Below are 24,355 nucleotides of genomic sequence, written 5' to 3' on the forward strand. Positions count from 1 at the left end.
GGTCTCCTTGGAATTGGCCCATCAAAAACGGCCTTTGGCGGTCTTTGCGCCGATCTCGTAAAGGGACTGAACCCGTGCTCGACCTCAATGATTTCCGTACCTTCGTCCAGGTCGTCGACAGCGGCGGCCTGACAGCTGCAAGCCGCAGCACAGGCGTTGCAAAGTCGACCCTCAGCCATCGGCTGCAGCAGCTTGAAGCTGCCCTCGGCGTCCGGCTGATCAATCGAACGTCACGGGTGCAGACGCTGACCGAAGCGGGCACTCTCTTCTATCGCCACGCGCTTGTTATGCTTCAAAACGCCGAGATCGCCGAGAACTCGGTGCGCCAGAGGCTGGAGGAGCCGACGGGGGCCATCAAGTTCACGACGGCGATCGCGACCTCAGTCTATGTCCTGCGGCAGATCATACCGCAGTTCGCAATCGACCACCCGAAAATCCAGCTCGTCCAGCACACGGGCGACGAGCAGACGGACATCATCGGCGGCGCCTTCGATCTCGCGATCCGGGCTCACGAGGGGCAGATGACCGATTCGGCCCTGGTGCAGCGGACGCTTTCTCCGGCGCCCTGGTTCATTTTCGCAGCACCGGGCTATGTTGAGCGTCGCGGCGAGCCAAAGACACCGGACGACCTATCGGAGCATGACCTTCTGGCGATGCACCGTCCCGGGCAGGCAACCGTGTGGAAGCTCAGCCATCCCGTGATCGGCGACCGGGTGCTTTCCGTCCAGCCACGAATGGCGGGCAACGACCTGATCATGCTGAAACAGGCTGCGGCAGACGGCATCGGGATCGCGGCGCTTCCCGGTTACATCTGCCGGGAAGACGTGGCTGAGGGCAGATTGCAAAGGGTCATGCCGGAATGGCTGGCCGGCAAGGCGGAGATCACCGCCGTCCTGCCGTTCCGGGATTACGTACTGCCATCGGTGCGCGCGTTTCTCGACTATCTCATCATCGAGCTGCCGAAAGTGGTCAATCCGGATTCTGATCCCGTTTGATCCGCCTTTTCGTCAGCATTCTCATTTGGAGCCTTCATGTTTGAACCTAAGCCGCTGCACTTCGTGACCCTTCTCGGAAGCCTGCGTCATAAATCCTACAATGCTGCAATCGCTCGCGCCCTGCCGTCTCTCGCCCCCGAGGGCGTGACCATCACGGCACTCGGCTCGGTCGGCACGTTCCCGCTCTACGACGAGGATGTGCAGGCGGCAGGGTTCCCCGCGGAGGTGACGGCGATGGGTGAGGCGATCCGTCTCGCCGACGGCGTGATCATCGTCACGCCCGAGTACAACTACTCGGTCCCGGGTGGCATCAAGAACGCGCTGGACTGGCTTTCACGGCTGCCGAACCAGCCGTTTGCCGGCAAGCCGGTGGCCATCCAGACGGCGTCAGCCGGCATGCTCGGCGGCGCCCGGGCTCAGTACCATCTCCGACAGATCCTCGTTTATCTGGATGCCGCCGTTCTCAACAAGCCGGAGGTCATGATCGGGCATGTCGCGGCCAAGGTGCACAGCGAAACGCTGGAACTGACCGATGCCGAAACCCGTCACTTCCTGGAAAAACAGGTTTCGGCCTTCGCGCACTTTGCGCAAAGGTACCGAGTCTCAGGCTGAACGCCGCCTGCAACGCGTGCGGATAACCGACGGACCAGGCGCCTTTTGGCTCAGTAGGTCGGAACCCGCATTTTCGTCGCCTTGTCCTCCGGCGGATACGGAAAGGCCGCCTCGGCAACCGTCGCTTTGAGAAACGACCTTTTGCTCAGGCCGAGAGGCGTGGCTTCACCTCGCGGCCGAGCATTTCGATCGACCGCAGCATCGCCGGCTGGTCGCTTGCCGCGGAGCTCATCTGGAACGTCAGCCGGTCGATGCCGCCGAGGTCCTCGGACGTCTGCCGGATCTTTGCCGCCACCGTATCGGGATCACCGACGAGGAACGCGCCGCCGGGCCGAACCAGGTTGTCGAACTGCGCGCGCGTCGACGGTGCCCAGCCACGCTCGAGGCCGATCTTGGTGAACATCGCCTGCCAGCCGGGGAAGAAGCGATCCTCCGCCTCGCGGTCCGTCTCGGCCACGAAGCCGAGCGCATGAATGCCGACGCGCAGTGCTTCGGGCGCGTGCCCGGCGCGTGCTCCGGCCTCCCGGTAAAGATTGACCAGCGATCGAAACCGCCGGAATTCCCCGCCAATGATTGCCACCATCAGCGGAAGACCAAGGATACCGGCACGGGCGAAGGATTGCGGCGTGCCGCCAACCCCAAGCCATATGGGCATCTTTGGCTGGGCAGGACGTGGGTAGACACCCTGGCCGTCAAGTGGCGCACGAAACCGGCCGGACCATGTCACATTGGTCTCGTCGCGCAGGGCAAGCAGCAGTTCCAGCTTTTCCTCCGACAGGGCATCGTAGTCGTTGAGGTCGAGACCGAACAGCGGATAGGCCTCGATCGAGGATCCCCGACCGACGACGATTTCAGCCCGTCCCCGTGAGATGAGGTCCAGCGTCGCGAACTCCTGGAAGACGCGGACGGGATCTGCGGCGCCAAGCACCGTTACCGCGCTAGTCAGCCGGATCGACTTCGTCCGCGCGGCGGCGGCGGCAAGGATGACGGCCGGTGCGCTGTCGAGATAGTCGCCGCGGTGGTGCTCCCCAATGCCGAACACGTCGAGGCCGGACGTATCGGCCATCTCGATCTCGTCGAGCAGGAAACCCATGCGGTCCATGGCGCTGACACCCTTGACGGTTGCCGCAAAACTGTCAATTCCAATTTCCAAAACCATAGTTCCTTCATTTGCAGTCGATCGCCGGTGATGCGCTCGTTTTAAGTCATGGGCTCCGGCATCAGAAGGGACACGAGCAGGACGCTAAGTCCAGCACGTTGGACAGAGGTAAACGCCGCAAGCGCCATGTCAGAGGGATTTCGCGGCTGTCGCCGATAGCTCTTCCAGATCGAGGTCCCGCTCCAGGTCATGCAGCGTTTCGTCACTGATCTGGTGGGCACGATGAAGGCGCACGAGTTCGGCCCGGCCGGCCCTTACCGCCTCGAGGACGAGGTCGTAGTGGGCCGTGATCTCGTCTACGAAAGTGTCTTCATCGTCCGCGTTCTGGAATGCCTGGTCGGCGCGCCGCTGGAAGCCCTCGAGCAATCGCGGGTGGGCAAGCGTTCCGTCGTCGGTATAGGCCTGCGACCGGACGGCGACGAGCTGGGCTGCTGCGACCGCCGCTTCCGCCTGTGCAAGGCTCAATGCCGGGCGCACGCCCCGATCAGACAGGTTCGCCGCGCGGATGACCAGCCCCAGCGTCGTCCCCTGGAGAAGAACAGTGACGAGAATGGCGGCGAAAGCTGCGACCAGCATGAGGTCGCGACCTGGCATTGTTTCGGGGACGGTCAGGGCAACAGCGAGGGTGACCACGCCACGCATGCCCGCCCAACTCATCACCGTCGCGGCCCTCGGGCCGAGCGGGTCGTCGATGGGAAATCCGATCCGGTTGAGCAGCGCCAGAACGGCGTCACAGGCGAAGATCCAGACGAAACGCGCCAGCGTCATCGCGACGATCACGCCCACGACCGGAACCGCCATGGTGGCAAGGACAGTCTCGAATCCCCCGACGCGCTCCAGCACGCCGCGCAGCGAAAGACCGATGAGGATGAAGATCATGGCCTCCATCAGGAACACCATGACGTGCCAGAAGGCGCCGGCGCGGATGCGAACGCTCGCGGTAAAGACGACGTGCTGGTACCAGCCGAAAACCAGGCCCGCGGTGACTGTGGAGATGACGCCCGAGACGTGGACCGCTTCGCCAGCCAGATAGGCAGCCCAGCCGAGGATCAGGGAGGCGAGGATCATCAGGGTCTCGTCGCCCAGCCGCCGGAGGAGGAAGGTCCAGGCCCCACCCACGACGGCGCCGACTACGACGCCGCCAATCGCCAGGAAGCCGAACTCGAGGCTCGCATCCACGGCATCAAAACTCCCCGTCAAGGCTGCCGCGACAGCGAAGCGGAAAAGCACCAAGCCGCTGGCGTCGTTCAGGAGGCTTTCACCCTCGAGAAGCGTTGTCAGCCGGCGGGGAAGCTTAACGCGCTGCAGAACCGCCCGTGCCGAGACGGCATCCGGTGGCGAAACAATGGCGCCAAGGGCGAAACAGGCGGCCCAGGGCAGCGCCGGGACCAGCCAGTGGACAACAAGTCCCACCACCAGGGTGGTGAAGACGACCGCGCCGATGGCCAGCGACAGAATGCCGGCGCTGTGGCGGCGGAAGGCGGCAAGCGCGGTATAATAGGCCCCGTCCATCAGGAGCGGCGGCAGGAAAAGCACGAGAACCAGCTCGGGATCCAGCTCGATCACCGGCAGTCCGGGAAGGAAGGCCAGGGCCCCGCCGCCGACGAGAAGGGCGACAGACGGCGGAAGCTTGGCGCGTTCGGCAAACCAGTGCAGGGCGAGGATCGCGAGAAGCAGGGTGAAAACCAGTTCGAACGTTTCGGCCGGATGCATCTCTCTCTCCCCAAGGTGCCAATCTCTCTGATGGCGGCATACCTCCAGAGTATAGGGCCAGTCGCCCAAAATTTACGGTGTCTAACAGATCAATGGATGTGCATTGCTGCTCCTGCACCCTTAGGTATTCGAACAGCTGCTTAAGGCAGTTACTCTGAGCATTTGCGACATAGCAAGAACGGCCGCCTGATCCCAACGCTGCTGATGAACCGACCATGTGGTTCGTCGCGGGCATGCAGACCAAAAGATAGGATGGGTCGCGATAGCGGGCCACACCTGATCAAGTTCGCGGTGCCTCAGGCGGGTTGGATGCCGGCTGACGGTCCGATCGATGGGCCATCAGCCTTGTTGCGTGCAGTCGAGGGATCAGCGGGCGATGAAGCCGCCGTTGATGAAGAGGGTCTGCGCGGTGACCCAACTGCCGCCCGGGCTGACCAGGAACTCGATCAGCGGGGTGATCTCGTCGATTTCGCCGAGCCGGTTCTGCGGGCTCATGCCGGAGAGGAAGGCCTTCGATTCCGCGCTTTCCACCGGGTAGAAGAAGGAGGTGTTGAGCGGGCCGGGTGCTACGGTGTTGACGGTGACGCCCCGGTGGCCGATCTCCTTGGCAAGCGCGCGCGTGAAGTGTTCGAGCGGCGCCTTGGAGCCCGCATAGATCGCGTATAGCCCGGTCGTTGCCGCCTGCAGCGTCGTGCCGATGTTGATGATACGGCCGTTGTCGGCGATCCTTTTTGCGGCTTCCTGCATGCAGAAGAACGCCGCCTTGCTGTTGATTGCGAAGCTCTGGTCGAAGTCGGCCTCGGTGATCTCGACAAATGGCTTCTTGACCACCTTGCCGACCGTGTTCACCACGATGTCGAGCTGGCCGAACGACTTGTCGACCGCGTCGAACAATCTCGCGACATCGGCGACCTGGGTCAGGTCGGCGCTGAACAGGAGGGGTTCGGCACCGTGATGCTTGATCTCGGCGGCAGTTTCTTCCGCTTCGCCGCGGGAGGCCTCGCCGTGATAGTGGACGGCCACGCCGCGGCAGCCGTTGCGCGCCAGCATGACGGCATAGGCCCGACCCTGGTTGCGCGTTGCACCCATCACCACTGCAACCTGGCCGTCGTTATTTTTGATCATGTCGCTGGTCGTCATTGTCTTTCTCCTTGTTGATGATCAAAGAATAGGCGACATGGAGGGGGTGCGGCTTTCAGGATACGCGCATCGTTGTTAGTAAATCCGCACGCTGGACGGGAAACAGCCATGTCAGATGCCATTCCGCCCGAAGCACCGCATGTCGCCACTGCCGACACGCCGGTGCCGAACTGGGGTCGGCTCGTCCGGTCCGATTTCGGGACGGCGGCGTGGAACCGGCGGAACGCAGGCGAGATCAGCCAGTCGATCCCCCATCATCTCGTGCTTTTGTCGTTCAAGCCCTTCAGCAACCGCGAGTCACGCCTTGGCGGGACGCGGATCCGCACCGCCTCGGCTGCGAGCGGATGCTGTGAAATCGTTCCGGCAGGCGCAGACTACTGGGCGCGCTGGCATGAGCCCAAGGAAGTGGCGGCATTCTCGCTGTCGCAACCATGGCTCGACGGTCTCGCCCAGTCCGACCTCGACCTGCCGGCAGCAACCGTCGTCGCGGATGCCTTGCCAGTCGTCGACCGGCGTGTCGGGTTGATCGGTGGCATGCTGCGCGACGAACTGCGTTCAGGCACGCATGGCACGATGGCCGGCCTCGAGCTCGATTCGCTCCTCAACCTGCTTGGCATCCACCTCATCCGGCAATATGGCGTAGCCCGGCCCCAGAAGGATCTGGGTGGGCTGTCTGATCGGCAGTTCCGGCAGGTGCGCGACCACATGCAGGCACATCTCACAGAGGGCGTGAGGCTCGATGACCTGGCCGGACTGGTCGGGCTTTCGTCAAGCCAACTGCTGCGCTCCTTCAGGCGTCGGACGGGCACCAGCCCGCACCAGTACTTCACCCGACTTCGCCTCGACGAGGCCCGTGCACTGATCGTCAACGGACCGCTGCCCCTGGCAGAGATCGCACTTACCTGCGGCTTCTCCAGCCAAAGCCACCTGACGGCCATCATGCGCCGGGAAGACGGCCTCACCCCCGGCGCGCTGCGGGTGTGATGAGGTCCGGATTATTGAGGTTTCCGACGGTCTCATGCTTTTCAATTCAGCCGGTGAACGGCCGAAGTTCGCGGCGCAGGTTCTAACGATCTCGGGCAAGTCAGCGGGACGATCGTGTTGATCGGCTCCAGCGCGGGCGACATCGGGACCAAAGGATATGGCGTTTACGGAGCCACAACGACTGATGTGCGCTCCTTCACCCGCACCTGGGCCAACGGGTTTGCTCCGAAAGGCATCCGTGTCAACGTCGTAAGCTGTGGCCCAAACGATACGGCCTTGATGGCCGCAGCCCCGCAAGAGGTCCGGGATGAGCTTCTCCGGTATGATCCCGCTAGGGCGCATGGGCCGGCCAGACGACGCTGCCCATGCCGTCCTACCGGGAGCGTGGATCAAGCGCGTCGCGCAGACCGTCGCCGAGCAGGTTGAACGACAGTACGGTCATGAAGATTGCCATGCCCGGCCATAGCGCCATCCAGGGAGCGTTGCTCATAAACCGTTGGGCGGAATTCAGCATGGAGCCCCAGGATGGTGCCGGCGGCTGCAAGCCGAGGCCGAGGAAGGACATGCTGGCTTCGGCGATAATCGCGGATGCGATCGTCAGGGTCGCCTGTACCATCAACTGGGGAAGAATATTCGGCAGGATATGGCGAACCGCGATCCGCCAACGTGGATTGCCCACGGCACTTGCCGCTTCGATATACTCTTCGGCCCGGATCGAAAGAACCTGACCCCGGGTCAGTCGGATAAAGAGCGGCATGGCGGTGATGCCGATTGCGAGCATCGCATTCGTCAGGCTTGGACCGAGAAAAGCGGCCAGCGCGATTGCAAGGATCAGGAACGGACAGGCGAGCATGGCATCCGTAAACCGGCTGATAAAGCCATCGACCACGCCGCCGAGAAAACCTGCCGCAAGCCCGAGGGGCACGCCGATTGCCATCGCGATCCCGACCGATGTAAGGCCTGCCAGCAACGAAGCGCGGGTGCCCCAGATGATGCGGGAAAGTATGTCGCGGCCAGCTTCGTCCGTGCCGAACAGATGCGCCATTGACGGTGCCTTGCGAACCGCCGTCCAGCTCTGGGCTGCCGGGTCGTAGGGTGCAAGCAGGGGGGCAAGAATGGCGACGGCCACCACGAACAGCACCACGAAAAGGCCGACGAGCGCACTCTTGCGCTTCGACAGGCGTCGCCACAGGCGACCATGGAAAAAGTTCGTGACGGGGCTGATCTTGGGGGAGACAGCAGGTTTGGTCGTTGCGATCGTTGGCACGGTCAGCCTCTCAGTCTCGGGTTAACAAGGATATACCCGATGTCGGCCAGCAGGTTGAGGGTGATGTAGAACAGCGAGGTGACAAGCACCACGCCTTGGACCACAGGATAATCGCGCGTGAAGACCGCATCGACGATCAGCTTCCCGAAGCCGGGGATCGTAAAGATCTGTTCCGTCAGCACGGCGCCGGATAGCAGGGCGCCGAACTCCAGCGCACCGAGCGTGATGATAGGCGTCAGCGCGTTACGCATTGCGTGCTTAAATACGACGACCCACTCGCTTAGACCTTTGGCCCGGGCGGTGCGGACATAGTCGCTTTCCAGCGCCTGCAGCATGGCGCCGCGGGTATGGCGCATGATGACGCCGGCAATCCCGGTGCCCAGAACGAAGGCGGGCATGATCGTCGTCATAAGGTTCATCTTCAGGTCTTCCCACGGGCTGACGAAGCCGGAGGCGGGAAGCCAGCCAAGGTACACCGAGAAGAACATGATCAGCATGATGCCAAGCCAGAAATTCGGCAGCGAGATGCCGGCCAGCGAGACGACATTGGTGGCGTAATCGACCGGAGTGTTCTGGCGCAGCGCCGAAATTACACCTCCGGTAATGCCAAACACCAAAGCAAGGACAATTCCCATCACGGCGAGCTGCAGTGTCACGGGCAGCTTCAAAAGGATAAGTTCGAGAACCGGGCGATTGTGGCGCATGGATTGCCCAAGGTCGCCGGTCAGGACGCCCTTCACCCAGTAGAGATATTGCACGAGCAAGGGCTGATCGAGATGATACTGGGCGCGGATTGCGGCTAGCGTCGCTTCGTCCGGACTTTCACCCGCAAGCACAAGCGCCGGGTCACCAGGAAGCAGATGCTGGAGCGAGAAGATGATCAGCGACAGCAAGACGATGGTCGGAATGAGCTGCAGCAGACGACGTGCAAGAAGCGAGGTCAAGGAATTAGCCTCCGGTCACGGTTGAGGAGGGCGTGGGCGTCATCCGGGCTGCCGCCATCGCTTCGAAGGCCGCAAACAGCTTTTCCAGCTTCGGATCGCGAGGTTCGCGGGTGATCTCGGCCGTATCGAGTTCGGGTAGCTCTCGCCAGAACGCACAGGCATTCGCATGGCCGCTTGCCTCAACATCGAGCGCCATGCTGACCGCCGTGCATTCGGGTCGCGCGTGGGGACATCGCGTATGCAGCCTGCAACCTTGCGGAGGCGACATCGGGCTTGGCAGATCGCCATGCAGGCGCGCTTCCTTCGAACGCTGCTGGCTGGGCGGGGCGGCGACCGGAATGGCAGACAGCAACGCCCGGGTATAGGGATGGCGCGGGGTCGCGAAGATTTCGTCCGACGTCCCGATCTCGACGATCTTGCCGAGATACATGACCGCAACGAGGTCGGCGATGTGTTTCACGACGCTCAGATCGTGCGAAATGAAGATGAACGCCAGACCCAATCGGTTCTGCAGGCTCTTCAGAAGGTTCAGGACCTGCGCCTGGATCGACACGTCGAGGGCAGACACGGCCTCGTCGCAGATGATTGCCTTCGGTTCGGATGCAAGCGCACGCGCAATCACCACGCGCTGACGCTGGCCGCCGGAGAATTCATGCGGATATCGGCTGGCCTGCTCTGGACGAAGGCCGACCATTTCGAGCAGTTCCGCAACGCGTCGAGCGCGCTCGTTTGGCGGCACGATATTGTGCAGCATCAGCGGTTCGCCGATTGTCTGGGCAATCGTCATGCGCGGATTGAGCGAAGCGTAAGGGTCCTGGAAGATCAACTGCACATGCCGGCGCTGACGGCGCATCGCCGCATGGCTGATGTTGGTGATATCCTGACCATCGATCAGGACCTGACCGCCGGTCGGCTGGATGAGGCGCATCAACAACCGGCCGAGCGTCGACTTCCCGCAACCGGATTCGCCGACGATTGCCAGCGTCTCGCCGGGCATCAGTGACAATGACACGTCGTCGACAGCGCCGACGGACGCCAAGGGCCGGCCGAAGACGCTGCGTTTGACGACGAAATTCTTGCCAAGGTGACGCGCCTCGATGATCGGCGTCTTGGCTTTCAAGAGGGCTTCACTCATGGGACGAGGTCCTGCAATGGCGCACGCCAGCAGCGGCTGAGGTGACCTGGGGATATTTCCATCAGGGTGGGCATCTCGGCGCATTTGTCGATGCTGAACGGACATCGCGCCCGAAACCGGCAGCCGGACGGTGGGTTGGCCATGTCCGGGACCGTGCCGGTGATGGCGACAAGCTGTTCTCGCTTCTCGTCCAGGCGCGGCAACGAACCGAGAAGACCAACGGTGTAAGGATGCTGGGGAAAGGTGAAGAGGTCTTCGACCGAGCATTGCTCGACAACCTGACCCGCGTACATGACGATCACGTCATCGCAGGATTCCGCGACAACGCCAAGATCATGGGTGATGAGAACGATGGCAGTTCCGGTCTTCTGCCGCAGTTCCCCCATCAGTTCGAGGACCTGGGCCTGGATTGTCACGTCCAGCGCCGTCGTCGGCTCGTCCGCGATCAACAGTTCCGGCTCGCAGGCAAGCGCCATGGCAATCATCACGCGCTGGCGCATGCCACCGGAGAGATTGTGCGGATACTGGCGGTAACGCGTTTCCGGTGACGGAATACGAACCAGCTTCAGCATGGCGATGCCGCGCTCTGTCGCCTCTTTCTTCGAAATCTGTCGGTGACGCAGGATGACTTCGTTGATTTGCTCGCCGACCGTATAGGAGGGATTGAGAGAGGTCATCGGCTCCTGGAAGATCATTCCCATCCGGTTGCCGCGCAGGCTGCGCATACCGCTCGTCGTTTCCTCGAGCAACTCGCGACCGGCGAAATTGATGCTGCCAGACACGCGTGCTGTGTGTTCGGGGAGGAGGCGCATGACGGCCAGGGAGGTCACGCTCTTGCCGCTGCCGGACTCGCCCACGATCGCGAGCGTGCGCCCTTTTCGAACGTCAAAACTAACGCCGTCGACGGCAGTGACGGTACGCGTGTCGTCTTCAAAGACGACACGCAGATCATCGACCCGCAGCACCAAGGCCGCGTGGTCGTCAGCCCGATCCGATCGGGCTGACTTGTCTTGGATGAGATCAGATGAGGTGCTCATTACAGCCTTAAGCCATCAATTCTTCCGGCTCACACCACTCAGGCGGATGATGCCATCCGGAGCGGGCGCAAGGCCGGTGATGTTGGAATTGTGCGCGAAGATCCACTGCGAATGATACATGTAGACGATCGGAAGGTCCTTCTGGAGGATCGCGATTGCCTTGCTGTATTCTGCCTTGCGGGTCTCGACGTCTCCCGATGCGCGGGCTTTCGCCAGGATCGCGTCGAGTTCCTCGTTGCAGTAATGCGCGTCATTGGTCGGAGCACCGCAAGACAGCATCGGCGTGATGTTGAGGTCTGGATCGACGCGTCCGCTCCAGCCGACGAGATGCGATTGGAACTTGCCCTGGCGAGCAACGTCGAGCAGGGTCATCAGCTCTGTCGGCTTGATCGAGACGTTAATTCCGACTTCGGCAACCATCGCCTGGATAAGCTGGGCAACCTGCTGACGTTCGGCGTCAGTGGGCACCAGAAGTTCAAGATCGACGGATTCGACGCCGGCTTCCTGCATCTTCTTTTTGGCAGCGTCCAGATCCCGCTGCGGAATTGGGAAGTTCTTATCGTAGTACTGATTGGAAGGCGGGAACGGCTGGTTGCCGATGCTCGCCTGACCGTCGAATACGACATCGCTGATGGCCTGACGGTCAATTGCAAGGCTGAATGCCTCGCGGATTGCTGCCTTTTTGCCGGCATCGAGGTTAGCCCCCTCGCCGCCGATGCTGAATGTCACGCCGTAATATCCAAGTCCGACGACTGGCTCCACGGCCAACGATGAATCCGCCTTCACGGCTTCGACTTCGGTGGCAGCGAGCCGTTCGATCAGATCGAGCTGGCCGGAACGAAGGTTGAGCAGCCGCACGTTCGAGTCGGGCATGCCGCGATAAACGAGCCGATCGAAGTGGTATTTGTCGGCGTTGTAGTATTTTGGGAATTTCGCAAGGACAATGCGGTCCTGGATGACGCGTTCGGCGAAGGTGTAGGGGCCTGAACAGACCGGAGCATCGGTGAACTTCTCACCGAGCTTTTCAGCTGCAGTCGGGCTAACGATCATGCCCGCGCGGTCGCTGAGCGCTGCCAGCAGTGGTACCGATGGCTGTTTCAGGTTGATCTGGACGGTTGTCGGATCGACTACGTCGACGGTGCTGATGGAGCTGATTTCGGGTTTGCGGCGCGAGAACTTGGCATTGAGAGCCCGCTCGAGATTGTACTTGATTGCGGCGGCGTCGACCTTGGTTCCGTCGTGAAAGACGGCATCGTCGCGCAGTTTCAGCGTCAGTGTCTTGCTGTCGTCACCCCATTTCCAGCTGGCAGCCAGCATCGGGATGATCTCACCCTTCTCATCGATATCGACGATCTTGTCACACAGCGACTGAAGAACGTGGCGGCCAACGAAGCTCCAGTTGGTTGCGGGATCAAGCGTATCCGGATCGTCCTGCAGGCCGATATTGAGCGTCGATTGAGCAGCCGCCGGGGCGGCCGTTGCCTGAATGCCTGCAAGCGCCAGTGTGGCGGCCAGTGCGAGATAGTGTGGTTTCATCGCTATTCCCTCTCTTATTCGAAAAGTCTCATTCATCGTGCAACGGCGTAGCCCTGTACGCCCCGCGGATTGGCGCCGGCCTTTACGAGTTGCACGTCACCGTCCATTTCGCGGGCAACTGCCGACAGACGCCCTTCCGACCATGCGTCGCCCACTGTGATCTTGTGTCCGCGGGCTGCCAGATCCTCGCAGACCGTTTTGGAGAAGCGCGATTCAAGCGTCACCGCACCGAGGCTGATTTCTCGCGGCCAGAAGGAGCTCGGCAGGTGATCGGTATGGAATGACGGAGCGTCGATCGCCTCCTGCAGGTTCATTCCCTTGTGCAAGTGGCGCAGCAGCATGATCAACTGCCACTGGTCCTGCTGATCTCCGCCCGGAGTTCCCAACGCCATGTAGGGCTTGCCATCGCGGAAGACGGTGGTGGGCGTTAAGGTCGTGCGGGGTCTTGTCGATGGCATCAGCGACGAGTTGAGACCCTCCTCCAACCAGAACATCTGGCCGCGGGTCGTGAGGCTGAAGCCGAGACCTGGAATGACGGGGCTCGATTGGAACCACCCGCCGGACGGCGTGGCAGAAACCATGTTGCCCCATCGGTCGATCGTGCTGACTTGCACGGTATCGCCGCGCTGAGCACCCTCGCGGGTCAGCGCCGGTTCGCCCTGCCGGTCGTTGGGCAACGGCTGCTCGCGCGCGACCGTCGGCTCGCCGCCGCCAAGCCCCGGCTGCATAATTGTACCCACAGCGCGCAGGGGGGGCAGGTTGGGGTTGCGCCCGTCCGGTGCGCCCGGGCGTACTTCGAGGGAAGCAGAGCGACCAATCAGAGCGCGACGGATGTCGGCGTAATCTGCAGACAGGAGTGTCGCCATCGGCACGTCGACGCTATCGCCGTACCAGGCCTCGCGATCAGCCATGGCAAGCTTTGCGGTTTCAACAACGAGATGCACGAACTCTGCGCCCATCGGGTCAAGGTCCGCGATGTCGGTTCCCTTGAGGATCTGCAACATCTGCAAGAGGACCGGCCCTTGAGACCAAGGTCCGCATTTGAACACTTCACAATCGCCGTAAGTTACCGACACCGGCTTCTCGATCGATGGCGTATAGTCTGCCATGTCCTGCGCTGTGATCAGGCCCTTGTGTCGTCGGCCTGAGACATCCCATACGTCCTGCGTTTCGCAGAACTGCTCGATCTGCTCGGCAATCGGTCCGCGATACCAGAAATCCAGGGCGGCATTGATCCGCGCCTCGCGGCTGCCGGCCGATTTCGTCTGATCGAGGATCAGTTGGTACATGTCGGCAATGTGCGGGTTGCGAAAGAGCTTGCCCGACTGGGGCAGGGCACCGCCTGGCAGATAGACGGCGGCCGATGTTGGCCAGTGCGTCTGAAACAGCTCCTGCATCGATGCGATCGTGTTTGCGATGCGCGGCACCAGCGGGTGACCAGTCCTTGCATAGTAGATCGCCGGGGCAAGAACTTCCTCGAGTTCAGCCTGTCCGTAGTCTCGCAAAAGCGTGAGCCATGCGCCAAAAGCGCCCGGGATACAGGCTGCGAGAAGCCCTGTCCCGGGAATGATGTCCAGACCAAGTTCCTTGAAATACTGAATGGTCGCCTTCGCAGGAGATGGGCCCTGACCGGAAATGACAACAGGAGCATCGGCGCCCGCTGGGGTGACGATAATGGGAACTTCGCCGCCGGGGCCGTTCAGGTGCGGCTCCACCACCTGCAGTACGAAACCAGCTGCCACGGCCGCATCGAACGCCGTGTGCCCTTTTTCGAGAATAGACATACCAACGGTCGAAGCCAGCCAGTGCGTCGACGAAACTGCCCCAAAGGTGCCGCGCAGTTCCGGTCGGGTGGTAAATGTCATTTGCTTCACTCACTCCTCGTGGGAAGGCGGCAGCGGAGACAGGACCATTGTCTATCTCCACGCAAATTGCCTCCAACGTCCCTTTGGGATACAATCCCGTCCTCTGTGGACACATTGTATATTATTCGGGCACATGGCAAGTCAGTTGTGTAATTTACTTTCGTCGCGATAGGATGGTGTGTGACCTTGTGGGGAAGGAAACCTATGCTGGATGGACGGACGCCACTGAAAAAAGCTCGTAGCGATGTTATCGCCGACCAGCTGGAAGAAGCTGTGATCACAGGGGAAATTGCTGCTGGATCGCGGCTCGACGAGAACTCTCTCGCGGTCCAGTTCCAGGTGTCTCGCACGCCCGTCCGTGAGGCTCTTCGCATCCTGTGCGGCCGGGGACTGGCCGAGCGGGAAGCATTCAAGGGCGTCATTGTCACCCAGATTTCCACGGAGCGCATCGACGAAATGTTCGAGGCCATGGCGGAACTGGAAGCGACATGCGGCAGGCTGTCGTCCCAGCGCATGACGATGCGCGAACGGGCTGAGTTGGAAGCCATGCATCGTGAGATGAACGGCCTCGCACAGGATGGAGACCACGTTGGCTACAACGCCGTTAACACGGAGTTTCACAGCCTGCTGTTTCAGGGTTGCCACAACAGGGATCTGATCAGTGCAGCGCAAACGCTGCGGTTGAAGCTTGCTCCCTTCCGGAAATATCAGCTGAAGGACGTGGGGCGTCTGAAACGATCGTGTGACGAGCATCAGCAAATCGTTGACGCGGTTCTCGAGCAGGATGCGAAAGCCGCCGAAAACGCGCTGAGGCGGCATCTGGTCTCGGCCGCGCAAGAGGTTTTGGTCAGGCGTCAGCAGCAGAAGGTAAAGACCATCCAGGACAATGATCCGCTGGATAATAAGGAGGCTCATGATGACGCAGGATGATGAAAAACAGGCCATCCGCGACGTCATTGGCGTCATGCAGCAAGCGTGGAATACCGGCAACTTTCATGGCTACATGGCTGGCTTTGCCAACCCGGATGTCGTCTTTGTTTCCCGCGGCCGCGTCCAGAAGGATTGGCAGGCGACGCTCGACCATTACATCAGCGATTATGGCGGGTCCGAGGGCTCGCAAGGTCAGCTGACCTTATCCAATATCCGCATCGAAATCCTGTGCGACGACGCAGCCCAGCTCATCAGCAACTACCAGCTGATCCGCCCAGCGGGAAATCAGACGGGAGTTAATACGCGGCTGATGCGCAAGCGCGAAGGAAGGTGGCTGATCGCCCTCAACCACGTTTCGCAGATCGAGATGTAATATATGGCGTATGCTTGTTCGCTCAGTCGACTTGTTGTCGCGACCGATCTGACATCAAGGGATAACAGGCAAGCTTTGCTATTGCCGACTGGGTTGCTGATCGTCAGGCGCGCGCCCATGGTAGCCGTCGGATCTAAACCTATGCAGCGGGATGGCTGATGCGCGTTTTTCTTGTTCGCCACGGCGAATCCCTCGGTAACCTCGACGAACGGGCTTACAGCCAGTTTGGAGATCACAACGTACCGCTGACGCAGTGGGGACATCGCCAGGCCGCCGAAGCCGGGGCTGTGATCGCGGCCTATATGTCCGGCCTGACCGGGCGGGGGGTGCAAACGCTGCGCGTATGGTACTCACCGTTCCTGCGGACACGGCAAAGCAAGGACGCGCTCCTTGAAGCCTTGCCTGTCGAACGCATTGGCAAGGTGCGCGAGGACTATCTGTTGCGGGAGCAGGATTTCGGCCTCTTTACTGAAATCTATGACCACGCCGAGCGGAAGCAAAAGTTTCCCGACGAATTCGAGAAGTGGGCGAGACTGCGTAGCAACAGCGGTAAATTCTACGCCCGGCCGCCAGATGGTGAAAGCCGCGCCGATGTTGCACAGCGCATGCGGTTGTTCCTGCAGACGATCATGCACGAGGCCCGACACGGCCACGACAACGTGGTGATCGTCGGCCATGGTGTCACCAACCGAGCCTTCGAGATGAATTTTCTGCAGCATCCTGTCGACTGGTTCGAACGTTCGGACAATCCCGGGAATGCTGACATCACTCTGATCGAGGGAACGCGCGAAATGGGATACACCTCGACGCTGTTGCACCAGGCGACCGACCGTCAGCCTGGTCAGAACGATCTGCGACAGGCGTATGGCGCAGAGCTAACGATCAGGCCAGAGCCGGAGGCGTGAAATGCCTTGACCAAACTGGACCTCGTTTTTGCCGGCGATAGATATCAAGCTGAGTATGGGTATCCCGATAACACCCGCCGAATGACACTGCAGATCGATAACCGGGCTCGCTTGTCGGGTACCTCGAGCGATGGCTGGTTCCGTTCAACGTCCCGCAAATCAGCGATGGTGACGTACTGATGCCGGTGGCGGAGAATACCAGCTGACAATCGACTAATCGCTATTTTGGGCACTTGCCTTTGATATCAATTGTCATCGATGAGATTCTAGGCACGGTAACCAAGCCTCAATACGTTTTCTCTATAAGGATCGGTATCGTCCTACCATTGAGCCTTGGCAGTTTTCCTGCAGCTCATTCAGCAAGATATCGAGGCCTACGTGAGGTTTTTTGGAAATTTGAAAATAAGGACGCGGGTCGTTCTCGTAGCGTCGATCCCGACCATTGCGTTGATCGCTGCTGTCGTACAGGACAATATGAAGCGCCTTGAGCAGGCTTCGGAAGCGCAATCTGTCGCCGAAATTTCTTCGATGGCGCCCGTTATTGGCTCAGCCATCCATGAAATCCAGAAGGAGCGCGGTGCTTCCGCTGGTTTCGTCGGTGCCAAGGGCCTCGGTGAGTTCGGGTCGCTCCTGGAGAAGCAGCGTCTCGCAGCGGATGCAGCACTCGCCAGTTTCAAGGCCTTGAACCTGACGACGAGCGAAGCTCCGGGTGGCTCTGAATTGCAGCAGCTTGCGCTCTCGGCCCAAGCCAAGCTCGACCAGCTCAAGACAATGCGTGACGAGGTTACGGCGTTAAAGGCAGGCGTGCCTGATATTGCGTCCTATTTCGAGGATACGATAGGTAGCCTCATCAAACTGATCGGATCCATGAGTTCGCTCACCAGCGACAGCACGATCTCAAACCGGATTGTTGCCTACTCGGCTCTTCTGCAGGGTAAGGAACGCGCTGGTCAGGAACGCATGATCGGCACTGCAGCATTCGCGGCCGGTAGTTTCTCGCCGGAAGGATATCAGCAGTTCGTGAAGTTTGGCGTCATGCAGAACGTCTACTTTGCGGATTTCAACAGCTATGCAGGCGCACCGCAGCGTGCCGCGCTTCAGACGGCCCTTGCGAGTGATGCCGGTCAGCTTGTCGAGAAGCAGCGCAGCGTCGCGCTGAAGGCTCCGTTCGGCGGACAGATGGGTGGAATTTCCGGTGAAGACTGGTATAAGGCTTCGACCAACCGCATCAACGCGCTGAAGACAGTGGAAGACCAGACCGGTCTGGAGCTAAAGGATTATGCGTCCGCTTCGGCTGCGGTTCAGCACAGTAATTTCCTGATTTCGGTCTTCACCTCGCTGGGCGTTCTGGCGGTCGTTGCTGTTCTCGCGACCATCGTCACCCGCTCCATCACCCGTCCCGTCACGCGGATCGTGCAGACGATGCGTGAGCTCGCGGCCGGCAACGCACAGGCTGAAATCGATGCCATTGCAGATCGAAGCGAAATCGGCGACATGGTCAAGTCTGTTGCCGTCTTCAAGCAGAACGCGCAGGACACCTTGCGCATGGAAGCGGAAGCGCAGGCTAACCGTTCGATGTCCGAACGTCAGCGCCTCGAGCAGCACGAGCGTCAGGCGGAAGAAGCAGCCGAAGTGCAGTTCGCAGTCGATACGCTCGCCGTTGGCCTCGGTGCCATGGCGAATGGCAAGCTGAACCATCGGATCGACCAGGCGTTTGCAGAACGCCTCGACAAGATCCGCGTCGACTTTAACGGTGCGATCGAGCGTCTCGAAGATGCGATCGTGGACGTCAGCGGCAACGCGCAGGCGATCTCGGCCGGTTCGAACCAGATCCGCTCCGCGGCTGACGACCTTGCAAGGCGCACCGAACAGCAGGCAGCATCTGTCGAGGAGACCGCAGCAGCCCTTGAGCAGATCACCACCACGGTTGCCGACACGACGCGTCGCGCAGAAGAAGCAGGTCGCCTGGTCAGTGAAACGCGCAAGAACGCCGAGCACTCGGGCCTCGTGGTGACGAACGCAATCAACGCAATGAATGCGATCGAAGCGTCATCCAACGAGATCTCCACCATCATCGGCGTCATCGACGAAATCGCGTTCCAGACCAATCTTCTGGCACTGAATGCGGGCGTGGAAGCGGCCCGGGCAGGTGACGCCGGCAAGGGCTTTGCAGTCGTCGCACAGGAAGTTCGCGAACTTGCGCAACGGTCCGCAAGCGCCGCCAAGGACATCAAGAGCCTGATCGCCAAATCCGGTGAACATGTCAGAAGCGGCGTTTCCCTTGTCGGCGAAACGGGCGAGGCGCTTGGGCAGATCGTCGATCAGGTCAAGGCAATCAGCGTGAACGTCCTCTCGATCGTGGAAGCCTCGCGCGAACAGTCTACGGGTATCAAGGAAATCAACCATGCCGTCTCGTTGATGGATCAGGGGACGCAGCAGAATGCCGCTATGGTGGAAGAATCCACCGCAGCGAGCCATTCTCTCGCGAGAGAAGCCGAAACGCTCTTCCAGCTCGTTGGTATGTTCGAGACAGGATCAGTGGCAGGTGGCATTCACCACTCGCATCAATCCGGCGACGCTCCAGCTCCTTCGAACCGGTTGATGACCCGAGTGACCTCGTCCTTCTCCAGACGCGTGGCATAAGCTTCACGGCATCCCGGCTAACCTCCCAAAGCACACGCAGAGAGTGAACCGTAAAAGCCGCCGAAGAAATCCTTTCGGGGGCTTTTGTATGAGGCTGATCCGTGCTGGTTGGTGAAAAGAAGCTTCCAGCTGTCACGACATCTTTCGCTTGATCTGCAGCCGCCAAGACACCCCCAGTGACCTGAGCCCCTGACCTTCCTCCAGATTTTGGTAGAGTCCGTCACATCAAGGAGACGGACGAATGAAGCGTTCACGGTTCACGGAAGAACAGATCATCGGGATATTGAAGGAGCAGGAGGCGGGCGCGAAGACGGCGGACGTCTGCCGCAAGCACGGCATCTCGGACGCAACCTTCTACAAATACAAGGCGAAGTATGGCGGCATGGACGTGTCCGATGCGCGCAAGCTGAAGGCGCTTGAGGACGAGAATGCCAAGCTGAAGAAACTGCTCGCCGAAGCCATGCTGGACAATGCGATCCTGAAGGATGTCGCTGCAAAAAAATGGTGACGCCCGATGTGAAGCGGGATGCGGTGGCTCATGTCTGTGCGCAGCATGGGGTGAGCCAGCGTCGGGCGTGCGAGGTTCTGTCGGTGGATCGGTCGAGCATGCGATATCGCAGCGTGCGGCCTGACGATGCGGCCATTCGTGAGGCGATGAAGAAGGTGGCATCTGAACGACGCCGCTTCGGTTATCGCCGTATCCACGTCATGCTCGACCGGCAGGGGATCGTCATGAACCTGAAGAAGCTTCGGCGTCTTTATCGGGAGGAGAAGCTGACGGTGCGCAAGCGCGGCGGCCGGAAGCGAGCCTTGGGGACAAGGCGTCCTCTGGCTCTGCCCTCGCGTCCCAATGAGCGCTGGAGCCTGGACTTCGTCAGCGATGCCTTCACCGACGGTCGCCGCTTTCGGGTCCTGGCCGTCGTTGACGACTTCACCCGCGAATGCCTATGCCTGGTCGCCGATACATCCCTGTCAGGCGCAAGGCTTGCCCGTGAACTGGATAGTCTCATCGCCAGACGCGGAAAACCGAGGACGATTGTCTCGGACAACGGGACGGAGATGACCAGCATGGCCATCCTCAAATGGTGCCAGGAGAGCAAGGTCGAATGGCATTACATCGCCCCCGGCAAGCCGATGCAAAACGGCTTCGTCGAAAGCTTCAACGGCAGCTTCCGCGACGAGTGCCTGAACGAGACGCTGTTCTCGTCGCTCGCTCAGGCCCGCGCCGCAATCACTGCATGGAAGGAGGATTACAACAGAAACAGACCGCACTCGTCGCTGGGCAATATCACCCCCAGCGAATTCGCAATGAAAATGGCCATGGAAAAACAGGCCGCATGAGGCCAGATTAAAAATCCAAGACTCTCCCGAAAACTGGAGGGAGATTGGGTCTCAGGTCACCAGCCACGTGCTCGTGTCATCGTGGCCGCGATGGACGAAGTGACAGTGAGAGACGCGTTCCTCAAACATCTTCTCATGCTCGCGCAAGATTTCGGCCAACGTCCCCAATCTTCAGCGAGATGCCGTCCCGTCGAAGGTTTCTCGCATCGCCTTGAGGATCACGACCGCGGAGGCAGCGCCCGGGTCGATATGGCCAAGCGAGCGTTCGCCCAGTCTTGCGGCGCGACCACGAAGCGCGATCATGGATTGCGTTGCTTTGGCGCCCAATTCTCCCGCTTCGCAGGCCGAGGACCAAATGTGTCCGGGTTCGCCGGATCTCGCCTCCGCCGCATCGGCTGCCGGCATCCAGGCATCGAGCATGGTCTTGTCTCCGCGCATTCCTTTGCCCCGCTGCTGAATGCCGGTTGTGATGGCTCTCAGCATCGCGACCTGGCCAGCGGCATAGAGAGGTCGATGTGCGTTCATACGATCGGATGCATGGAGAAAGCCGGTCGCATAGAGCGGGCCCGTGGATGCGCCTACCGCATCGAGAAACGTGGTCGCAGCAGCCGTCATGACTTCGGCGGCAGTCATGCTGTCGAGATCGCTCCGCGACAATTCACTCGCAACAGCGCTGAAGCCAAGCGACATCGTGATGCCGTGATCGGCGTCTCCGATCGCCTCATCAAGCTCGGTCAGGTAATCCTTCTCCTTGGCCATCGCATCGGAGATCTTGTTGAACATTCGGCTGAGTAAGCGCGCATCGTTTCCGTGCACCATGTCCCTCCAACTGTTGCACTGTGCCATTGAAAGCCTGCCTTACCCTATTTTCAACGCCGCAGTGTCGCAGGGATGATGGAGCAGAGTAGACAGATCGTCATCGAGATGAAGGATTGAGATCGAGGCGCCGACCATATCCAATGATGTGCAGTAGTGGCCAATCCAGTTTGCTTCGATCTCGATGCCCTTGGCCTTCAGCCTCTGCTCGACACGCCTGAACAGAATATAGAGCTCCATCAATGGCGTTGCACCGAAGGAGTTGACCAGTACGGCGACACGGCTGCCTGCGATCGCCCCCATCTCGTGAAATATGCGATCGATAATCTTGTCCGCAATCGCGTCGGCATTCTCGATCTTCTCGCGACTGACACCCCGTTCGCCATGGATGCCGATCCCGAACTCCATCTCGTCTTCCCCGATCTCGAAACTCGGACGGCGCGTCTGCGGCATAGAGCCGGCTTCGAGTGCGACACCCAGCGTGAATGTGCGGGAGTTGGCCTTGCGTGTCAGTGCTTCGCACGCGTCGAGGGAGTGACCGCGGTCGCAGGCTGCACCGGCGATCTTGAAGGTAAAGAAATTGCCGGCGACACCACGTCGGCCGTCCCGGTCCTCCATGGAGGACGAGGCGACATCATCGGTGGTCAGGACCGTGCGCACCGCGATGCCCTCGGCCTCGGCCATTTCTGCCGCCATCTCAAAGTTCATGACGTCCCCGGCATAGTTGCCGTAGACGAAAAGCACACCGGCATCACCCGAAGCGGCCCGGGCGCAATGCAGGATTGGCATCGGCGGCGGGGAGGAAAAGACATTGCCGACGGCGACCGCATCCGCCAGCCCCTTTCCCACATAGCCGAGAAAGCAGGGTTCATGACCGGAGCCGCCGCCGATGACAAGACCGACCTTGCCGGGCCGCGGACCTTCCCTGGCTATCAACGCCCGGTTGGATTTTCCGGCGGGCATCAGATGTTTCTGATGCGCCCGAACGACGCCTTCCAGCATTTCCTCAACCACATGATCCGGATCATTGAGGAACTTCTTCACGCGATTGCGCGTCCGCGTCCCTTTCCCTGTCCCTTGGCTGGACGGGCTTTCCGAGCGAGGGCGCTGCGCAAGCATCTGGTCGATCACGGTCACGCCGTCGGCATTCAGAATACCCCGTCCGGTCGCCGCATCGGTGATCAGCACGTTGACATAGCCGCCGCGCAGGGCAGCGAGGATCGCTGGCACCTTGTCGAATCCTCCGGCCGCAGCAACGCGTAGGCCGACCGATTTGAGCATGTCGAGTGACATGCCGATCAGGCGCTCGTCCAGCGGCCCTGCCACCGGACGCCCCTGGCCGTCGATGAAGCGGCCAGAGACGGCGCCGACGGCGCCCTTCGCGAGATAATCCTGCAGCGCCACGTCTTCGAAAAAGCCGCTTGTGTGAATGGTCGAATTCGGCCTCAGTGACGAGATGCCAAAAAGTGCCTTGTTGGCACGCGACAGCATGCCGAACTGATCGGCCACCAGCGGCTCTTCCAACAGAGCGTCACGCATCGTTCGAGACGAGAGGATGGCGGGGGCGGATATGTTGACGAGCCTGCCGCCAACGGCCCCGGCGACAGCCGCTGCGCAAAGCTCCGGCGTATAGGAAAAGCTTGCCCGTGTTCCGCCCGCCGCCTGAATGACCGTGACATCCTGCAATCCGGGAACATGGGCAGCTTCGCCGATCGCAAGCATTGTGCGCCCCCAGGAAACGGCGACTGTATCGCCCGACTTGATCAGACGCTGCAATGCCTGGCCGCCGGCAGCACCGATCCGTTCGATCAGCGATTTGCCGGTTTCTTCGCTGGGGACGACAAGACAGTCGACGAGCCCGAAATGCCGCTTGAGTTCGCGCGCAATGGTCAGTGACGCAAGCCGGGCGGGTTCGATGGCGATGTTGACGATGCCGCGCTCACGCGCCTCTGCGAGATAGTTGTTCACCGTGGCGCGCGACACACCCATCGTGGCAGCAATATCGCCTTGGGTAAGACCATCCTCGTAATAGAGCCAGCAGGCCCAGACGAGGGGGTCGTCGCCATATCTCAGAGACATGCCCTCGCGGGCGTGTTCGACATCGTTGGTGCCGATCATCGCCTTGCCGGACTGCTGTGTCTTCACTGGTGTCAATCCGAAACGTGCTCCGACAGTCGATACGGGGCCGAGCTATCCGGGCCGCCGGAATTTTTTAGGACAATTTATCGATGTTGGCTTCTTATTTCTGGAATTCGACGGCGACCTGCCCGAAAAGGCAGGTCGCCCGGTCCTGGGGGAGGTTTGCTGAGTTCAGGGCGCCTGCAACTTGCCTGACACGCCCTTCGCGATTTCCTTGAGGATTAAGGCGCATGACGTGGCACCGGCATCGAGAACGCCAAGCGAGCGTTCGCCGAGACGGCTGGCGCGCCCGATCTTCGCGACGAGGTCGATGGTGGAATCACGTCCCTTGTCGGCGGCTTCGGTCATCGCCGCCAGCGCGTCAGCAAAGGACTGTCCGCCTGCGACCGTGCTGTCGAACGCTTCGATGGCCGGCACGAACGCGTCGATCAGCGTCTTGTCGCCAACCTTGGCAGAACCGATCGACTGAATGCCGGCAAGGCCCATATGAAGCATTGTCGAGAAGAGGCGAGCGTCAACGACATCCTTGCCTTCGAGCGTTTCTGCGAACTCGGTGAACATCACGCCGTAAAGCGGACCCATAGAGCCGCCAATCTCCGTCATCAACACAGTGCCGAGCGTATCGAAGGCTTCGGCCAGCGACACGTCTTGGGTCTTGAGGCGCTCGGACGTCATGCCGAAGCCCTTGGCCATGTTGACGCCGTGGTCACCATCACCGATCTTGCCGTCGATCTCACTGAGATAGGCGCGGTTTTCGATGATGCGGTCGGCGATCGCAATCACGATATCGCCCGCGTGGGCATTGAGGAAAGTCTGCATCG

The 24,355-nt window shown here is 60.7% G+C and carries 21 protein-coding genes; 9 read left to right on the forward strand and 12 right to left on the reverse strand.

Features of this window, described 5'->3' with window-relative positions; translation table 11 throughout:
* Positions 1 to 74 precede the first annotated feature (74 nt).
* Positions 75 to 995, forward strand: a complete 921-nt coding sequence (locus J3A65_RS02170; protein WP_184655490.1) for a LysR substrate-binding domain-containing protein — start codon at positions 75 to 77, stop codon at positions 993 to 995.
* 36 nt (positions 996 to 1,031) lie between these two features.
* Positions 1,032 to 1,607 (forward strand): NADPH-dependent FMN reductase, encoded by a 576-nt coding sequence (locus J3A65_RS02175; protein WP_209899034.1) that lies wholly within the window; start codon positions 1,032 to 1,034, stop codon positions 1,605 to 1,607.
* Positions 1,608 to 1,752: 145 nt separating this feature from the next.
* Here the strand turns inward: J3A65_RS02175 and J3A65_RS02180 are convergent, their stop codons facing one another.
* The 3 genes from J3A65_RS02180 to J3A65_RS02190 form a co-directional block, all read right to left on the reverse strand.
* Complete coding sequence (locus tag J3A65_RS02180; RefSeq protein WP_092663498.1) at positions 1,753 to 2,760, reverse strand: Atu2307/SP_0267 family LLM class monooxygenase; 1,008 nt, start codon at positions 2,758 to 2,760, stop codon at positions 1,753 to 1,755.
* A gap of 135 nt (positions 2,761 to 2,895) precedes the next feature.
* Positions 2,896 to 4,479 carry a Na+/H+ antiporter gene (locus J3A65_RS02185; RefSeq protein ID WP_209899038.1) on the reverse strand — a complete coding sequence of 528 codons (1,584 nt, stop codon included), beginning with the start codon at positions 4,477 to 4,479 and terminating at the stop codon, positions 2,896 to 2,898.
* Between the two features lie 366 nt (positions 4,480 to 4,845).
* Complete coding sequence (locus tag J3A65_RS02190; RefSeq protein ID WP_197978113.1) at positions 4,846 to 5,619, reverse strand: SDR family oxidoreductase; 774 nt, start codon at positions 5,617 to 5,619, stop codon at positions 4,846 to 4,848.
* A gap of 108 nt (positions 5,620 to 5,727) precedes the next feature.
* Between J3A65_RS02190 and J3A65_RS02195 the strand changes: the two genes are divergently transcribed.
* Together J3A65_RS02195 and J3A65_RS02200 are read left to right on the forward strand one after the other, a co-directional pair.
* Positions 5,728 to 6,603 carry an AraC family transcriptional regulator gene (locus tag J3A65_RS02195; protein ID WP_209899041.1) on the forward strand — a complete coding sequence of 292 codons (876 nt, stop codon included), beginning with the start codon at positions 5,728 to 5,730 and terminating at the stop codon, positions 6,601 to 6,603.
* Positions 6,604 to 6,717: 114 nt separating this feature from the next.
* The gene (locus J3A65_RS02200; protein ID WP_244508853.1) at positions 6,718 to 7,029 is read left to right on the forward strand and encodes an SDR family oxidoreductase; all 312 of its coding nucleotides are present in this window, start codon (positions 6,718 to 6,720) and stop codon (positions 7,027 to 7,029) included.
* On the opposite strand, the gene J3A65_RS02205 is transcribed toward J3A65_RS02200, so the two are convergent.
* From J3A65_RS02205 to J3A65_RS02230, 6 genes are read right to left on the reverse strand one after another with little or no spacing between them, the layout of a single operon-like run.
* Complete coding sequence (locus J3A65_RS02205) at positions 6,977 to 7,828, reverse strand: ABC transporter permease (RefSeq protein ID WP_062578453.1); 852 nt, start codon at positions 7,826 to 7,828, stop codon at positions 6,977 to 6,979. The two genes, J3A65_RS02200 and J3A65_RS02205, sit on opposite strands and share 53 nt — an antisense overlap.
* A gap of 44 nt (positions 7,829 to 7,872) precedes the next feature.
* Positions 7,873 to 8,814, reverse strand: a complete 942-nt coding sequence (locus tag J3A65_RS02210; RefSeq protein WP_062459249.1) for an ABC transporter permease — start codon at positions 8,812 to 8,814, stop codon at positions 7,873 to 7,875.
* Between the two features lie 4 nt (positions 8,815 to 8,818).
* Positions 8,819 to 9,949, reverse strand: coding sequence for a dipeptide ABC transporter ATP-binding protein (locus tag J3A65_RS02215; protein WP_209899044.1), 1,131 nt, complete (start codon positions 9,947 to 9,949; stop codon positions 8,819 to 8,821).
* A complete protein-coding gene (locus J3A65_RS02220; protein ID WP_082476361.1) occupies positions 9,946 to 10,986 on the reverse strand; it encodes an ABC transporter ATP-binding protein in 1,041 nt (346 codons plus the stop codon). The genes J3A65_RS02215 and J3A65_RS02220 overlap by 4 nt, the downstream gene beginning before the upstream one ends.
* A 15-nt stretch (positions 10,987 to 11,001) precedes the next feature.
* Entirely contained in the window at positions 11,002 to 12,522 is a 1,521-nt protein-coding gene (locus J3A65_RS02225) for an ABC transporter substrate-binding protein (RefSeq protein WP_092663319.1), read from the reverse strand.
* Between the two features lie 32 nt (positions 12,523 to 12,554).
* Positions 12,555 to 14,387, reverse strand: a complete 1,833-nt coding sequence (locus tag J3A65_RS02230; protein WP_209899047.1) for a gamma-glutamyltransferase family protein — start codon at positions 14,385 to 14,387, stop codon at positions 12,555 to 12,557.
* Positions 14,388 to 14,591: 204 nt separating this feature from the next.
* On the opposite strand from J3A65_RS02230, the gene J3A65_RS02235 reads away from it, so the two are divergent.
* From J3A65_RS02235 to J3A65_RS02255, 5 genes are all read left to right on the forward strand, one after another.
* The gene (locus tag J3A65_RS02235) at positions 14,592 to 15,317 is read left to right on the forward strand and encodes a GntR family transcriptional regulator (protein WP_062459260.1); all 726 of its coding nucleotides are present in this window, start codon (positions 14,592 to 14,594) and stop codon (positions 15,315 to 15,317) included.
* Positions 15,301 to 15,690 (forward strand): SgcJ/EcaC family oxidoreductase, encoded by a 390-nt coding sequence (locus tag J3A65_RS02240; RefSeq protein WP_209899051.1) that lies wholly within the window; start codon positions 15,301 to 15,303, stop codon positions 15,688 to 15,690. Before J3A65_RS02235 ends, J3A65_RS02240 begins: the two co-directional genes overlap by 17 nt.
* Before the next feature lie 158 nt (positions 15,691 to 15,848).
* The gene (locus J3A65_RS02245; RefSeq protein ID WP_092663313.1) at positions 15,849 to 16,595 is read left to right on the forward strand and encodes a phosphoglycerate mutase family protein; all 747 of its coding nucleotides are present in this window, start codon (positions 15,849 to 15,851) and stop codon (positions 16,593 to 16,595) included.
* A 528-nt stretch (positions 16,596 to 17,123) separates the two neighbouring features.
* Complete coding sequence (locus J3A65_RS02250; RefSeq protein WP_209899053.1) at positions 17,124 to 19,238, forward strand: methyl-accepting chemotaxis protein; 2,115 nt, start codon at positions 17,124 to 17,126, stop codon at positions 19,236 to 19,238.
* 241 nt (positions 19,239 to 19,479) lie between these two features.
* A protein-coding gene (locus J3A65_RS02255) for an IS3 family transposase (RefSeq protein WP_209899056.1) occupies positions 19,480 to 20,579 on the forward strand; the annotation gives its coding sequence in 2 pieces (ribosomal slippage) (positions 19,480 to 19,732 and positions 19,732 to 20,579; 1,101 coding nt in all).
* Between the two features lie 171 nt (positions 20,580 to 20,750).
* On the opposite strand, the gene dhaL (J3A65_RS02260) is transcribed toward J3A65_RS02255, so the two are convergent.
* From dhaL (J3A65_RS02260) to dhaL (J3A65_RS02270), 3 genes are all read right to left on the reverse strand, one after another.
* On the reverse strand, positions 20,751 to 21,395 hold the full coding sequence (gene dhaL / locus J3A65_RS02260; protein ID WP_209899911.1) for a dihydroxyacetone kinase subunit DhaL: 645 nt from the start codon (positions 21,393 to 21,395) through the stop codon (positions 20,751 to 20,753).
* A gap of 42 nt (positions 21,396 to 21,437) precedes the next feature.
* Positions 21,438 to 23,513 carry a bifunctional sugar-binding transcriptional regulator/dihydroxyacetone kinase subunit DhaK gene (locus J3A65_RS02265; RefSeq protein WP_245341456.1) on the reverse strand — a complete coding sequence of 692 codons (2,076 nt, stop codon included), beginning with the start codon at positions 23,511 to 23,513 and terminating at the stop codon, positions 21,438 to 21,440.
* A 192-nt stretch (positions 23,514 to 23,705) separates the two neighbouring features.
* Positions 23,706 to 24,353: a dihydroxyacetone kinase subunit DhaL gene (gene dhaL / locus J3A65_RS02270; protein ID WP_062578284.1), complete on the reverse strand. Its 648-nt coding sequence runs from the start codon at positions 24,351 to 24,353 to the stop codon at positions 23,706 to 23,708.
* Positions 24,354 to 24,355 lie beyond the last annotated feature (2 nt).

This window comes from Rhizobium sp. PvP014 (genome assembly GCF_017876855.1).
Classification (GTDB): Bacteria; Pseudomonadota; Alphaproteobacteria; order Rhizobiales; family Rhizobiaceae; genus Neorhizobium; species Neorhizobium soli.

Bases quoted from the DNA above. Each gene is read 5' to 3' on its own strand.
- J3A65_RS02230 (WP_209899047.1), bottom strand. From the start codon at position 14,387: ATGACATTTACCACCCGACCGGAACTGCGCGGCACCTTTGGGGCAGTT.
- J3A65_RS02250 (WP_209899053.1), top strand. From the start codon at position 17,124: ATGGCGCCCGTTATTGGCTCAGCCATCCATGAAATCCAGAAGGAGCGC.
- J3A65_RS02225 (WP_092663319.1), bottom strand. From the start codon at position 12,522: ATGAAACCACACTATCTCGCACTGGCCGCCACACTGGCGCTTGCAGGC.
- J3A65_RS02215 (WP_209899044.1), bottom strand. From the start codon at position 9,949: ATGAGTGAAGCCCTCTTGAAAGCCAAGACGCCGATCATCGAGGCGCGT.
- J3A65_RS02175 (WP_209899034.1), top strand. From the start codon at position 1,032: ATGTTTGAACCTAAGCCGCTGCACTTCGTGACCCTTCTCGGAAGCCTG.
- J3A65_RS02235 (WP_062459260.1), top strand. From the start codon at position 14,592: ATGCTGGATGGACGGACGCCACTGAAAAAAGCTCGTAGCGATGTTATC.
- J3A65_RS02245 (WP_092663313.1), top strand. From the start codon at position 15,849: ATGCGCGTTTTTCTTGTTCGCCACGGCGAATCCCTCGGTAACCTCGAC.
- dhaL (WP_062578284.1), bottom strand. From the start codon at position 24,353: ATGCAGACTTTCCTCAATGCCCACGCGGGCGATATCGTGATTGCGATC.
- J3A65_RS02190 (WP_197978113.1), bottom strand. From the start codon at position 5,619: ATGACGACCAGCGACATGATCAAAAATAACGACGGCCAGGTTGCAGTG.
- J3A65_RS02185 (WP_209899038.1), bottom strand. From the start codon at position 4,479: ATGCATCCGGCCGAAACGTTCGAACTGGTTTTCACCCTGCTTCTCGCG.
- J3A65_RS02220 (WP_082476361.1), bottom strand. From the start codon at position 10,986: ATGAGCACCTCATCTGATCTCATCCAAGACAAGTCAGCCCGATCGGAT.
- J3A65_RS02195 (WP_209899041.1), top strand. From the start codon at position 5,728: ATGTCAGATGCCATTCCGCCCGAAGCACCGCATGTCGCCACTGCCGAC.
- J3A65_RS02265 (WP_245341456.1), bottom strand. From the start codon at position 23,513: ATGATCGGCACCAACGATGTCGAACACGCCCGCGAGGGCATGTCTCTG.
- J3A65_RS02240 (WP_209899051.1), top strand. From the start codon at position 15,301: ATGATGACGCAGGATGATGAAAAACAGGCCATCCGCGACGTCATTGGC.